Here is a 13367-nt window from a genome sequence, read left to right as displayed (position 1 = left end):
TGGCGCTGCGCGGGCGTGGTGTACCGGCACGTGCCGGGCACCGGCCTGCCCCTGGTCGCCCGGCCCGGCGCGCTGGTGCGGCCGTCGGCCGAGGCGGCGGTGTTGCGGGTGCCCGGATCGGCCGACGAGTGGTTGCGGTCGTTGCGCAAGGGACGCCGCACCGACCTGCGCCGCCAGGTCCGGCTCGTGGACGCCGACGCCGACCTGCGCGTGGAGATCGGCGAGGCGCGCACCGACCTGGACCCCGAACGGCTCGCCGCGCTGCACCACGCCCACTCCGGACGGCGCGCCTCGCGGCTGGACCCGCGCGCCCCGCTGCCCCCCGCCTACTTCGCGGCGCTGGCCCGCCGCAAGGACGTCGTCATCGTCTCCTACCACGACACCTCCGGCGCGGGAGCGGACCGGCTGCTGGCCTTCGGCGTGCTGGTCGATCACCCCACCGCGCCCAAGAGCACCGCGTGGGCGAGCCTGCCCCCGGAAGAGGGCGGCCGGAAGCACCTGTACTTCGACCACTTCGTCCGCCTCATGCGGCACGTGACGCGGCACGAGGGCGCCGACTTCGGCGCGGGGCAGGGCCTGTTCGAGGTGAAGCGGACGCTGGGTTTCGCGCCGCTGCCGATGCACACCGTCCTGGTGCCGCGCGGAGTGGCGGGCCGATGACGTTCGAGGCCCTGGTGGTGGACCCGCGCCGGGAACCGGTCCCCGGCGGCTGGACGGACCTGGTGCGGGCGGCGGGGCTGCCCGCCACCTGGGACGCCGACGTGCTGGCGGCCCTCGCCTGGTGCGAGCGGCACCGGCGCGTCCTGGCGGTGGTCACGGACCGGGGCGGCACGCCGTGCGCGCTCTTTTCGGCCCGGCACGTCACACCGGGACCGCGCCGCCGATTCGGCGGCGGTCCCGCCGCGCTGCCCGGTCTGCTGGAGTGCCATCTGCCGCCCGCCGTGACGCAGCCGGGCCACGCCTTCCACCCGGACCTGGACGCCGGAGGCCGCGCCGAGGCGGTGCGGACCTTCGAGCGCGCGGCGGCCCGGCGGCTCGGCGTACGGACCGCCGGTGTGGTGTACCGGCAGGTCGCCGCCGAGGACCTGCCCGTCTTCGGCGGGCTGGGCAGGCTGGTGCGCCCGGCGCTGCCGGAGTCGGTCATCGACAACGAGTGGGACGGGTTCGAGGACTACCTGCGCCACCTGCCGCGCCGCGAGCGCAAGAACCTGGGCCGCATCCGGCGGCTGGTCGACCAGGACCCGGACGTGGTGACCGGGATCGAGGACGCGCTCGACGGCGTCGAGGCCAGCAGGCTGCTGTACACCGTGCAGGCGCGGCACGCCGCGGGCCGCCGCGCGCCCGACCCGTTCCCCGCCGTCTACTACGACCTGCTCTCCGGCCGCCCCGGGGTGCGCTACTTCACCTACCGCTCCCCCGCCGGGGCGCTGCTGGCCTACGGCCTGCTGATCGACGACGGCCGCGCCATGAGCTGCCAGGGCTGGGGCGCGCTGGACGCGGCGCACGGCGGGCACGGCAACCTCTACTTCGACCACTTCCTGCGACAGATCGCCCATCTCATCGAGCACCGGCGCAGTCGGCTGATCCTGGGGAAGACCATGACCGAACTGAAGGAGCGGTACGGGGCGCGCGCCGTGCCGCTGTACGTCGCGGGGGCCCTGCGGGGCGCGCGGTGATCGGGCGGCGTTCCGCGGCGGAGCCCGCGACCGGAGCCGCGACCGGGCCCACGACCGAATGCCCGCAGTGCGGTCGGGAGGGCGCCGACGTGCTGCGCCGGACGGCCCGCCGGGTGCGGCGGTCGTGCCGGGCGTGCGGTGCGGTGACCGTCACCACGGCGCGCTGGGCGGGGACGCCGCGCGGGCACGCGGCCGCGCCTGCGGCCGACCCGCTCGCCGCGTTCGCCCCCACCCCTATGGTCCGCTGGCTGCGCGGGCGCACGGAGAAGGCCGAGGGGGCGGCGGAGGAGCTGCTTCCCGCCGCGCCCGACCGCCTCACGCTCGCCCGGTGGTACTCGGAGTTCGACGACTTCGTCCTGCGGGCGCGCTCCTCCGCCGAACTCAGGGCGCGCTACGACGCGTTGCACGAGGGCGCGGAGGAACTGCGCGAAGAACGGCTCCTTGCCAAGCCGCCCAAATTCGTCAAGGTGGTGGGCGCACTGAACGCCGCCTGCTTCGACCTCGACATCGCCGTCCGGCGGCTGCTGCCCGGCGACGCCGACGCCGCGCTGGTCGCGGTGACCCGGGAACGGGTCCGGCATGTCTTCGCCTGGCTGGCGGGCCCCGGAGCCGACCAGTCCTGGATCGCCGCCACGGGCCTGGAACCGCGCCGGGAGGACATCGAGGCGCTGCTCGCCGAGCCCGAACTCCTGCCCGCCCTGCGCGGGCCGGGGGCCGGGGTGCTCTTCACCGCGCTGTTCGGCGTGCGGAAGGGCCCCGGAGCCGTCACGATCGTCGAGCTGTTCTCCGAGCCCGCCGTGCGCTCGGCCCTGCGCGCCTACCTCGACTCCGGCGACCGCCCGCTGCTGGCGGAGTTGCGGTCGCGGCTGGCGGCGGGAGCAGACCGGTAGGAGCAGACCGGTAGGGGCCGGTCCGGGAGGTGTCAGTCCGGCAGGGGGGTGCACTGGTCGTGCAGCAGCACCCAGCCGGAGTCACCGGCGACGAAGACGAGCGTCAGTAGGAAGCGCTTGCGGATCGGCTGCCCGTCGGCCGATCCGCGGTAGTCCGCTTCGTAGACCGCGACGGCGGTGCCGCCGGACACCCGGAAGCTCAGTTCGGTGACGTCCTGTGCCCATTCCTTGTCGGCGAAGAATTCGCGGTGGAAGTCCGCCACCTCGTCCCGGCCGGAAAGCCTGCCCCCGTTCGGGAGGATGACCGTCACCTCATCGTGCAAGGTCACGGAATAGGCCGCGAGATCGCGATTACCGATAGCGGCCAGATGGCGACCGATCGCCACTTTCGCGTCCGTCATTGTCCCGCTCCGTCGAGGGCCGGCGTAGGCATGAAAGCCGCCTCAGAGTAACCGTCCCCCGGACCATGATCAAGAGTTTGCCGCACGGCTGTTCCTGCCACGAAAACCCTTACACCGTAGGCGATCCCTGCCAAGACCCCGGGTTTCGGCCAGGTACCAAAAACCTATTGAATGCGCCCTTAACGCGGGGTGAACTCGCTCTGGTTTTCGAGTAATTCGGCTGCTAGTGTCCCGCGTCGTCAGTTACCGAACTGCTCTCGGCCGGCAACCCCGGCGGGGACGTTCCAGCTCTGCGGCGCCGTTACCACGGCGTCGTTCACGCGCCCGGAAAGGTGACGCGCCGATGTCCGGTCCTGTCTTCATCACTGGTGTGGCGGGTTTTCTCGGCAGCCATCTCGCCGACGCCCTGATCGCCGAGGGGCACTCCGTCCGTGGAATCGACAACCTGAGCGGCGGCTACAAGGACAACGTCCCGGACGCCGTGGAGTTCCGGGACGCCGACTGCCGGAACGTCGCGGCCTACGCCGACCTGCTCGACGGCGTCGAGACCGTCTACAACTGCGCGGCCGCCGCCTACGAGGGGCTCAGCGTCTTCTCCCCCCACCACGTCTACGAGCACACCTGCGGCGCGACGGTCGCGGTCCTGTCGGCCGCCGCCCAGGCCCGGGTCCGGCGGTTCGTGCACTGCTCCTCGATGTCGCGGTACGGGGAGGGCGAGCCGCCGTTCACCGAGGACACCGAGCCGGCGCCGCTCACCCCGTACGGGATCGCCAAGTACGCCGCCGAGCTGACGGTCCGCTCGGTGTGCGAGACCCACGGCCTGGAGTACAACATCGCGGTGCCGCACAACATCATCGGCCCGCGGCAGCGCTACGACGACCCCTACCGCAACGTCGCCGCCATCATGATCAACCGCATGCTCCAGGGGCAACGGCCGGTCATCTACGGCGACGGCTCCCAGGTGCGCTGCTTCAGCTTCGTCGAGGACGTGGTGTCGTGCCTGGTGCGGCTCGGCGTCGATCCGGCGGTCACCGGCGAGGTGGTCAACGTCGGCCCCGACGAGAACCCCGTCACCGTGCTGGAGCTGGCCGAGACCATCGCCGCGGCGATGGGCGTGCCCTGCGACCCGATCTTCATGCCGGAACGGCCGCTGGAGGTGCACCACGCCACCTGCTCCTCCGACAAGGCGCGGCGGCTGCTGGGCTACGAGACGCGCACGACGCTGCGCGAGGGCATCGGCAGCATGGTCGAGTGGTTGCGGCGGCGCGGGCCCCGGGAGTTCAGCTACGGCATCGAGCTGGAGATCGTCAACGAGCTCACCCCCAAGACGTGGACCGACCAGCTGATATGAGCGGTCCCACCGAGATGACCGGGCCGTCCGACGTGAACACCGACGTGAACGCGGGCACGGACGGCCCGGCCGGGCTGACGGTCGTGGTGCCCTGCTACAACGAGGGCGCGCAGGTCGAGACCGCGCACCGGGAGCTGACCGGTGCGCTGGCCGGGATCGACCCGCTGGAGATCCTGTTCGTCGACGACGGCAGCACCGACGACACCCTGGAGCGGCTGCGGCGGCTCGCCGCGACCGACCCGCGCGTCCGCTACGTCTCCTTCACCCGCAACTTCGGGCTGGAGGCGGGGCACGCGGCGGGGTTCACCTACGCGTCCCAGCCGTGGTGCGCGCAGATCGACGCCGACCTCCAGGCGCCGCCCGAGGAGATCCCGCTGCTGCTGGCCAAGGCCGCCGAGGGCTACGACGTGGTCTTCGGCGTGCGCCGCGACCGGCAGGACCCGCTGCCGCGCCGGATCGGCGCGGCGGTCCAGCAGTGGGCGGCCGAGCGGCTGCTCGGCATCGAGATCCCACGCGGCGCGTCCACCTTCCGGGTCGTGCGCACCTCCGTGGCGCGGACCCTGGTGGAGTTGCGGCTCGGCTCCCCCTACTTCCTGGCCATGGTGCCGATGGTGGGGGCGCGGTACGCGACGGTGCCGACCGGGCACCGGCCGCGCACGGCGGGCCGCTCGAAGTTCCGGGTCACCCGGCTGGCCGCGCACAGCTTCGAGCTGTTCTTCGGCTACTCCTGGCGGCCGCTGAACGCCGTCTACCTGCTGGCGGTGCTCGGCGTGCTGCTCGGCCTGCCGGTCGCGCTGCTCGGCTACGCCGGGGTCGGGGCGGGCGGCCCGCTGGCGGCCACCGCCGTCGGGTTGTCGGCCCTCGCCCTGGTCGAGACGGCGCTGGTCGGCCGTTACCTCCACCGGCTGCTGCGCGACATGCGGCGGTTCCGGCCGTTCTACATCAAGGAAGCGAACGTGACCCTGCGTCCCCAGGACACCCTCGGCGGCGGCGCGCCCGACCTGCGCCCGCCCGTCCCCCGCGCGCCGGCGGAGCGGTGACCGGCCCGCTGCTGGTCCTCGGCGCCGCCGAGGAGCAGATCCCGCTGTACCGGGAGGCGCGCCGCCGGGGCGTGCCGACCATCGCGGTCGACCAGCGCGCCGACCGGCCCGCCCTGCGGTACGCCGACGGCTTCCGGCAGGTGTCCACGCACGACGCGGGCGCGGTCGCCGCCGCCCTCGGCGACGTGCGCCCGGCGGGCGTGGTGGCGGCGGCCAGCGACGCGGGCCTGCGGGCCTGGCACGAGTTGTGCCTGCGCTACGGCACCCCGTACGTCTACCCCGCCTCGGCGATCGTGCCCTCGACCGACAAGGCCGCCTTCCACGAGCTCGCCCGGCGGGCGGGCGTGGCCGGGTACGGCTGGGCGTGCTCGGCCGACCCCGCCGAGCTGGCCGCCCGTGCCGCCGCGCTGCGCCTCCCCCTGGTGGTGAAGCCCGCCGACGGGTCGGGCAGCAAGGGCGTGCGCCGGGTCGCGAGCCTGGCCGCGCTGCCCGACGCCATCGCCTACGCCCAGAGCTTCGCCCGCGACGGCCGGGTGATCGCCGAGGAGGTCGTGGCCGGGCGGCAGCTGGTCGTGGAGACCTTCCTGCGCGGCGGCGTCCCGTGCTTCACCGCCGTGCTGGAGAAGGACTTCGCGCCCGGCGGCGACTTCGTGGTGCGGCGGTTGCGCTGCCCCGCCGAGCTGGACGCCGCCACGGCCGACCGGCTGGCGGCGACCGCCGCCCGGCTGTGCGCGGCCCTCGGCATCGTGGACGGCCCGGCCGACTTCGACGTCGTGCTGCCGCCCGCCGGGCCGGAGGCGGTGATCGAGGTGAACGCCCGGCTGGGCGGCAACGGCATCTCCCGGCTGCTGCGGTCGGCGCTCGGCGTCGACAACGTGGCCGCGCTGGTGTCGCTGGCGCTCGGCGAGGACTTCGCGCCCGCGCCGACCCGCGCCCGGCACGCGCTGCTGGAGCTGGTCGGCTCGCCGCTGGCGGTCGAGGGCGAGCTCGTCGACGCCGCCGGGCTGGCGGCCGCCCGCCGCGTGCCCGGCGTCACCGACGCGGAGCTGTTCGCCGCGCCCGGCGACCGGGTCCGGCCGTTCGACCAGTCCGGCCACAAGATCGGCCACGTCGCGACGGTCGGCGACTCGCCCGCCGCCGCCGAGCGGGCCCTGGACGGCGCGCTGCGGGAGCTGCGCCTGACCGTCCGCCCCCTGCCCGCCGCCCCGGCGGGCCCCGTACTCGAAGGAGACGCCCATGTCCTCAACTGAGACCGCCTCGGCCGAAGCCCCGCCCGACCGGGCCGACACCACGCCTCCCACGGCCCCGTTCCTGCGCGCCAACGCCGTCACCCTCGTCGCGGGCGCGGTCGCCGCCGCGCTCGCCGGGATCGTCTGGTTCGCCCTGCCGCACGAGCACGACATCGACTCGTTGTGGGTCTTCCTGTTCAAGCTGACGCCGTTCATCGCCGCGTCGGTCGCGATCGGCTGGCTGGACCTGGGCTGGGCGCACCGGCTGCGGCTGCCGTTCCTGCTGGTCCCGGCCTGCTTCCTGGCGTTCTTCTGCTTCTTCGTGCCGCGCATCTTCTTCGTCGCGCGCAAGCCCACCGAGGACCTGTACTACACCGTCCTCACCCTGGTGCCGTTCGTGATCCTGGCGCTGGTGTTGTCCTTCCGGCTCGGCGGCGGCTCGCGCAACACCACCCTGCGGTTGTGCGCGGCGCTGCTGACGCTCCAACTGTCGGGCCTGGAGGACCTGGCCTTCCTGACGGTCAACCCGCACACCGACCCCAAGTGGGCGACGATCCCCGAGGTGTGGACCTGGGCCGACCACATGCGGGTGCGGCTGGGGCACTACCCGTCCAAGGAGGAGGCGTACGCGTTCATCACCGTGCACGTGCTGGTCGCCCTGGCGATCCTGTTCGTCCCGGGGCGGGCCGTGCGGGCGGCGTGGACGAAGGTGCGGCCAGGCCGGTGACCGGGCTGGAGGTCCTGGACCCGCGGCACGACCCCGAGCCCGCCTACTGGGAGTCCCTGGTGGCGCGGGCCGGGCGGCGCGCCGTGTGGTCCTACGACCTGCTGCGCGTCGCCGCCTGGACGGCGCGCCACCCGCTGCTGCTCACGGTGGTGCGCGACGGCGACGCGCCCGCCGCCGTGGTGTGCGCCTCGCTGGCCGGGGTTCGGGGGCGCGGCTACGCCGGTCCCGGCGTGCCCCGGCTGAGCCTGCCGACCGTGCAGGTCCCGGGCAGCCCGGCCGAGCGGGGCTGGTGGTTCGCCGGTTCCCCCTCCCCCGCCGAGCGGCGCGACCTGCTGCGCCGCTACGTGCGCGGAACCCGCCGCCTGCTGGGCCACGGCCGTCCCGGCGTGTTGTGGCTGCGCGCCGGGGAGGACGACCGGGCGGCGGTGCCCGGCGCAGTCCGGCTCGTCCGGCCGCTGCACCCGGTGGCGCGGCTGGCGACGCCGTGGAACGACATCGAGGACTGGTACGCCTCCCTGCCCCGCTCCCGGCGCGGTGACCTGCGGCGACAGCGGCGCGGGCTCGCCCATCTGGACTGCCGCCTCGGCCCCGCCCGCGAGCTGACGACCGGAGCCGAGGCCGCCGCGCTGCTGTGGCGCAACGAGGACAAGTACCGAGGCGGACCGTTCCCGTCGCCGCCGCTCCCGCTGCCCTACGTCGAGGCGATGGTGGCGCGGCCCGACGTGCTCGCCGTCGCCTACCGCGACGCGCGGGACCGGCTCGTCGGCGTGGGGCTGCTGCTGGACCACCCCCGCTGGCCGCTGTACTGGCGGTGGGGCGCGCTCCCCGCCCGCCACCTCTACTTCGACGCCTACACGCGCCTGATGGAGTGGGCGGTGGGCGCGGGCCGGACCGGGATCATCCTCGGCAAGGGCAAACCCTCGCTCAAGGCGTCGCTCGGCGCGGAGCTGGAACCCTCCTACGCGATCGCCGCCGCGCCGTGACCGGGACGCGCGTCCCCGGCCCCGCCCGCGCCGGGCCGCCGCGCACCGGGATGCGCTCGCTGGCCCCGCTGCTGGCGGGCCGGGCGTCGTTCCGGGTGCTGCTCTACCTGTCCGGGCCGCTGCTGCTGGCGGCCTGGGGGCGCGACGACTTCAACCGGTACGCCGCCGCCGTCGGCTCGGTGACCTGGCTGACCGCCCTCGTGCAGGCCGGGCCGGAGAAGGCCGCGCTGAAGCTGGTCCCCCGGTCCCACCGGACCCTCGGCGACACGCTGGGCCCGCTGCGCGCGGCGGTCGCGTTCCTGCCGATACCACCCGCCGTCGTGGCCGTGGCCGCGATGCTCGCCGCGCCGTCGGCGACCGCCACCCTGTACCTGACGGCGGCGGCCTACCAGATCGCGCTGGGCTGCACCCTGCTCGGCGCGGGCGTGCACCGCGCGCTCGGCCGGACCGCGCCCGACCTCGCCGCCTACGCCGCGCTGTCGGCCGGGACCGCCGCGATGACGGGGCTGGCGCTGACCGCCGGGCCGCCGCCGGTCGTCTACATCGGGGCGCTGCTGGCGGTGTGCGCGGTGCTCAACGTCGCGCTGGCCCGGCGGTTGCCCCGGCCCCGGCCGTCGGGGCGGCGGCGCGCCGTCCGGCGGCTGCTGGCGGGCACGGTCCTGCTCATGGGCGCGCCGGAGGCGATGACCAACGCGGCGACGAGCCTGCTGTACGTCGAGCTGACCCTCAGCGCGCACGCGGGGCAGAGCGGGCGGTTGTACCTGGTCCTCATGGCCTGGTCGCTGGTGATCGCGACGGGGTACTTCGTGCAGCGGATGTTCCAGCCCGCCGCGTCCGCCCGGCTGCGGGGCGAGGGCGCCGCCGCCGGGCAGGACCGCGCCCGCCGGATCGCCCGGCTCGTGCTGGCGGGCAGCGCGGTGTGGCTGGCGGTCGCCGGGGCGGTGCTGGCCGTCGCGGGGACGCGCGGGGCGGACTCGCTGGTGCTGCTCGGCGTCCTGCTGGTCAGTCGCGCCCCGCTGTACCTGCTGATGAGCTACGCCGCCTACCTGCTGGAGAACACCGGCGGCCGCGACCTGCGCACCAGCGCGGCGGGCGGGGCGGCGGGCCTGGTCGCCGTCGTGGCGACGGGCGCGGTGACCGTGCCGCTGTGCGGTGCGGCGGGCGCGGTGTACGCCCTGGCGGCCAAGGAACTGGTGCTGGGCGCGGTGGTGCTGGCCCGGCTGCGGGCGCGCCGCTAGCGGCTGCGCGGCCGACGGTGGCGCGGCTAGCGGTTGCGGGAACGCATGTTGCGGACGCTCTTGGTGGTCTCGTAGCTGGAGCGCTCGTCGTCGGTGCCGACGTCGTCGCGGTCGGTGAACATGGCCACGAAGGCGATCAGCAGGCCGACGCCGCCGATCCACGGCTCGCGCCAGACGAAGCTGAGCGCCAGGCAGCCCAACGCGACGGAGACCAACAACAAGAGCTTCACGTCCGCACCCCTCGACCGCGCCCTGGATGATCCGATCGCACCACGAACCCGTTGCCGGGTCAACGAGTAATTGAGAGCTTACCCCGTCGGCGACCGTTCGCATCCTGACATGCCACGGCCCGCCCGGGGAAGCCCCGGACGGGCCACGATCGCGCGGCGGGCCGCTACTTCTTGTTCTTGCCCCGCTTCTCACGGATCTTCATCGTGATGTCCAGCGGGGTGCCCTCGAAGCCGAACTCCTCGCGCAGCCGCCGCTCGATGAAGCGCCGGTAGCCCTCCTCCAGGAACCCGGAGGTGAACAGCACGAACCGGGGCGGCCGCACGCCCGCCTGCGTGGCGAACAGGATCTTGGGCTGCTTGCCGCCGCGGATCGGGTGCGGGTGCGCGTTGACCAGGTCGGCGAAGAACTGGTTGAGCTTGGAGGTCGGCACCCGGGTCTCCCACCCGGCCAGCGCCGTCTCGATGCCCGGCACCAGCTTCTCCATGTGGCGGCCGGTCTTGGCCGAGATGTTGACCCGCGGCGCCCACCGGGCGTTGTGGAGCTGCCGGTCGATCTCGCGCTCCAGGTAGTGGCGGCGCTCCTCGTCCAGCAGGTCCCACTTGTTGTAGGCGATCACCAGCGAGCGGCCGGAGTCGACCACCATCGAGATGATCCGCAGGTCCTGCTCGGCCAGCGGCTCGTCGGCGTCCACCAGCACCACCGCGACCTCGGCGCGCTCCAGCGCCGACTGCGTGCGCAGCGTGGCGTAGAAGTCGGCGCCCTGGTTCTCGCGGTGCCGCCGCCGGATGCCGGCGGTGTCGATGAAGCGCCAGGTCTTGCCGCCGAGGACGATCTCCTCGTCGATCGGGTCGCGGGTGGTGCCCGCGACCGAGTCGACCACCGCGCGCCGCTCGCCCGCCAGCTGGTTCAGCAGGCTGGACTTGCCGACGTTGGGACGGCCCAGCAGCGCCACCCGGCGCGGCCCGCCCGCCTCCTCGAAGATCTCGGGCGGGGCCTGTTCGGGCAGCGCTTCCAGGACCGCGTCCAGCAGGTCGCCGCTGCTGCGGCCGTGCAGGGCGCTGACCGGGTGCGGCTCGCCGATGCCGAGGCCCCAGAGCGTCGCGGCGTCGGCCTCGGCGCCCACGTCGTCGACCTTGTTGGCGACCAGCACCACCGGCTTGCCGGAGCGGCGCAGGATCTCCACCACGGCCTCGTCGACGTCGGTCGCGCCCACGGTGGCGTCCACCACGAACATCACCACGTCGGCCAGGTCCACCGCGAGCCGGGCCTGCTCGGCGATCGCGGCCGCCAGGCCCTGCGCGTCGGGCAGCCAGCCGCCGGTGTCGACCACGGTGAAGCGGCGGCCGTTCCAGGTCGCGTCGTAGGCGACCCGGTCGCGGGTCACCCCCGGCACGTCCTCCACGACCGCCTCGCGGCGGCCGATGATCCGGTTGACCAGGGTGGACTTGCCGACGTTGGGCCGCCCGACCACCGCCACGACGGGCGCGGGCGGCGCGTCGGCCGGGATGTCCAGGTCGGCTTCGGCACTGTCGAAATCGTATTCGCTCACGTCTGCTCTTTCGCGAGGCGGACGACCGCCTCGATGACCTCGCCGAGGCTCAGCTCGGTCGAGTCGATCTCGTATGCGCCGTCCGCCTTGGTCAGCGGGGACGCCTTGCGGGTGGAGTCGAGCCGGTCCCGGCGGGCCTGCTCGGCCTGGGTGACCGCCACCGACGCGCCGGGGTCGGCCGCCAGGTCCTTCGCCCGGCGCGCGGCGCGGGCCGCCTCGCTGGCGGTCAGGTAGACCTTGACCGGGGCGTCGGGCGCGACGACGGTGCCGATGTCGCGGCCCTCCACCACGATGCCCCCCGCCCCGATGATCTCACGCTGCAACAACACCAGCCGCTCGCGGACCTCGGGAACCGAGCTGACGGCGCTGACGGCGTTGGTGACCTCGCGGGTGCGGATGGGCTCCGACACGTCCGTGCCGTCCACCGTGATGCCCGGCGCGTCGGGGTCGGTGCCCGACTCCAGCACCGGCTCGGCGGCGCGCGCGGCGACCGCGGCGGGGTCCTCGACCGGGACGCCGCTCTGCAACATCCACCACGTCATGGCGCGGTACATCGCCCCGGTGTCGAGGTAGCGCAGGCCCAGCGCTCGGGCGACGCCCTTGGAGGCGCTGGACTTGCCGGACCCGGAGGGGCCGTCCATGGCGATGACGAGCGACACGATCGCTCCCTTTCCCTGTTGCGGTCTGCGTGCCCGCGAACGCGCGGCGGGCGGTGACGGGGGGCCGCCTCGAACGCCGGCGCGCGGCGTGCCCCCGGGAACGGGCCCCAACGCTCCAGGTTACCGGTCTTCCACCGCGCGCGATCACAAGATCGTCAAGGCGGCGGGGCCGGGACGGCTCAGCCGGGCACCGACCAGCCGCGGGCGCGCAGCTCGGCGGCCAGCGTCTCGGCGGCCTCGGGCTGCACCGACAACTCCAGCGCGCCCAGCGGGCGGCCGGGCGAGTGCTCGATCGACACGTCCTCGATGTTGACCCCGGCGATGCCCGCCGCCTGGAAGATCATCGCCAGCTCGCCGGGGCGGTCGGGGATGACCACGGTGACGGTGGCGAAGGTCTTCTGGTCGCCGCCGTGCTTGCCGGGGATGCGGGCGCGCCCGGCGTTGCCGCGCAGCAGCAGGTCGGCGACGTGCGCGGCGGCGCCCTCGCTGCCGTCGCGCAGCAGCGAGGCGGCCACCGCGAGGTCGGTGGCGACGGCCTCCAGCACGTCGGCGACCGGCTCGGCGTTGGCGCTGAGGATGCCCAGCCACAACCGGGGATCGCTGGCGGCGATGCGGGTGACGTCGCGCACGCCCTGCCCGGCCAGGCCGAGCGCGGTGCCGTCGGCGCCGGTGAGGCGGGCGGCGACGGCGGCCGAGACCACGTGCGGGCCGTGCGAGACCAGCGCCACGGCCCGGTCGTGCTCGGCGGCGTCGACGGTGACGGGGGTCGCGCCGCAGGCGGCGGCCAGGCCGGTGACGGCCGCGACCGTCGCGGCGGACGCCTCGGCGGTCGGGCACAGCGCCCACGGGCGGCCCAGGAACAGGTCGTGGCGGGCGGCGGCGGGGCCCGAGCGCTCCCGGCCCGCCAGCGGGTGCCCACCCACGTAGGTGGCCAGGTCGCAGCCCAGCTCGGCGGCCTGCGCCAGCGGCAGCGCCTTGACGCTGGCCACGTCGGTGTAGGCGGCGGCGAGACCGCGCTTCTGGGCGTCCATCAGCGACAGGGCGACGGCGGCGGGCGGCACGGCCAGCACCACCAGGTCGGCGGGCTCGTCCAGGGGCCCGTCGGGCAGGGCCTCCCCCGCGCCCAGCTCGACCGCCACCGCCAGCGCGCTCCGGTCGCGGTCCGACAGCAGCACCTCGGTCCCGCGCTCGCGCAGGGCCAGCGCGATCGAGGTCCCGATCAGACCGGTGCCGACGATGATCACTCGTCCGGGAACGCCCTCTTCAGCCACCCCTCAAGCCTAGGGCCTGTCTCAAGGTTCTCAGCCGTCGCGCGAGTGACTAACTGTCCCGGCGGGGCAAAGCCGAAGGCGGGCCCCGCCGGGGCAGATCGCGAAGCGATGTGGCGCTCGCC

14 protein-coding genes are annotated in these 13367 nt (G+C 74.7%); 9 read left to right on the top strand and 5 right to left on the bottom strand.

Translation table 11 applies throughout. The features are described from left to right. From AH6_RS44600 to AH6_RS08065, 3 genes are all read left to right on the top strand, one after another. Positions 1-660, top strand: a 660-nt coding sequence (locus AH6_RS44600; RefSeq protein WP_218005750.1) for a hypothetical protein, incomplete at its 5' end; no start/stop codon positions are given. Beyond that, the gene (locus AH6_RS08070; RefSeq protein ID WP_067476117.1) at positions 657-1676 is read left to right on the top strand and encodes a hypothetical protein; all 1020 of its coding nucleotides are present in this window, start codon (positions 657-659) and stop codon (positions 1674-1676) included. The genes AH6_RS44600 and AH6_RS08070, both read left to right, overlap by 4 nt. Before the next feature lie 89 nt (positions 1677-1765). Further along, a complete protein-coding gene (locus AH6_RS08065; RefSeq protein ID WP_067476114.1) occupies positions 1766-2566 on the top strand; it encodes a hypothetical protein in 801 nt (266 codons plus the stop codon). Between the two features lie 32 nt (positions 2567-2598). Here the strand turns inward: AH6_RS08065 and AH6_RS08060 are convergent, their stop codons facing one another. After that, positions 2599-2967 (bottom strand): YybH family protein, encoded by a 369-nt coding sequence (locus AH6_RS08060; protein WP_067476111.1) that lies wholly within the window; start codon positions 2965-2967, stop codon positions 2599-2601. A 343-nt stretch (positions 2968-3310) separates the two neighbouring features. Between AH6_RS08060 and AH6_RS08055 the strand changes: the two genes are divergently transcribed. From AH6_RS08055 to AH6_RS08030, 6 genes are read left to right on the top strand one after another with little or no spacing between them, the layout of a single operon-like run. Then, positions 3311-4318, top strand: coding sequence for an NAD-dependent epimerase/dehydratase family protein (locus AH6_RS08055; protein ID WP_067476108.1), 1008 nt, complete (start codon positions 3311-3313; stop codon positions 4316-4318). After that, positions 4315-5358 carry a glycosyltransferase family 2 protein gene (locus AH6_RS08050; RefSeq protein WP_245679231.1) on the top strand — a complete coding sequence of 348 codons (1044 nt, stop codon included), beginning with the start codon at positions 4315-4317 and terminating at the stop codon, positions 5356-5358. Before AH6_RS08055 ends, AH6_RS08050 begins: the two co-directional genes overlap by 4 nt. Beyond that, positions 5355-6608, top strand: a complete 1254-nt coding sequence (locus AH6_RS08045) for an ATP-grasp domain-containing protein (RefSeq protein WP_067476105.1) — start codon at positions 5355-5357, stop codon at positions 6606-6608. The genes AH6_RS08050 and AH6_RS08045 overlap by 4 nt, the downstream gene beginning before the upstream one ends. After that, entirely contained in the window at positions 6595-7314 is a 720-nt protein-coding gene (locus tag AH6_RS08040) for a hypothetical protein (RefSeq protein WP_218005749.1), read from the top strand. The genes AH6_RS08045 and AH6_RS08040 overlap by 14 nt, the downstream gene beginning before the upstream one ends. Continuing rightward, positions 7311-8297, top strand: a complete 987-nt coding sequence (locus tag AH6_RS08035; protein ID WP_083982423.1) for a GNAT family N-acetyltransferase — start codon at positions 7311-7313, stop codon at positions 8295-8297. The genes AH6_RS08040 and AH6_RS08035 overlap by 4 nt, the downstream gene beginning before the upstream one ends. Then, positions 8294-9535, top strand: coding sequence for a hypothetical protein (locus AH6_RS08030; RefSeq protein WP_067476103.1), 1242 nt, complete (start codon positions 8294-8296; stop codon positions 9533-9535). The genes AH6_RS08035 and AH6_RS08030 overlap by 4 nt, the downstream gene beginning before the upstream one ends. A gap of 26 nt (positions 9536-9561) precedes the next feature. Here the strand turns inward: AH6_RS08030 and AH6_RS08025 are convergent, their stop codons facing one another. The 4 genes from AH6_RS08025 to AH6_RS08010 form a co-directional block, all read right to left on the bottom strand. Continuing rightward, entirely contained in the window at positions 9562-9765 is a 204-nt protein-coding gene (locus AH6_RS08025) for a hypothetical protein (protein ID WP_067476100.1), read from the bottom strand. Positions 9766-9929: 164 nt separating this feature from the next. Continuing rightward, positions 9930-11315 (bottom strand): ribosome biogenesis GTPase Der, encoded by a 1386-nt coding sequence (gene der, locus AH6_RS08020; RefSeq protein ID WP_067476097.1) that lies wholly within the window; start codon positions 11313-11315, stop codon positions 9930-9932. Further along, complete coding sequence (gene cmk, locus AH6_RS08015) at positions 11312-11974, bottom strand: (d)CMP kinase (protein WP_083982421.1); 663 nt, start codon at positions 11972-11974, stop codon at positions 11312-11314. Before cmk ends, der begins: the two co-directional genes overlap by 4 nt. A 179-nt stretch (positions 11975-12153) precedes the next feature. Beyond that, positions 12154-13245, bottom strand: a complete 1092-nt coding sequence (locus tag AH6_RS08010; RefSeq protein WP_083982419.1) for a prephenate dehydrogenase — start codon at positions 13243-13245, stop codon at positions 12154-12156. Between the last annotated feature and the right edge of the window lie 122 nt (positions 13246-13367).

Origin of the sequence: Actinomadura hibisca NBRC 15177 (assembly GCF_001552635.1) — a bacterium.
Lineage (GTDB): Bacteria > Actinomycetota > Actinomycetes > Streptosporangiales > Streptosporangiaceae > Spirillospora > Spirillospora hibisca.
The sequence above is the reverse complement of the archived record's forward strand: the minus strand, read 5'-3'. Positions and strand labels throughout refer to the sequence as shown.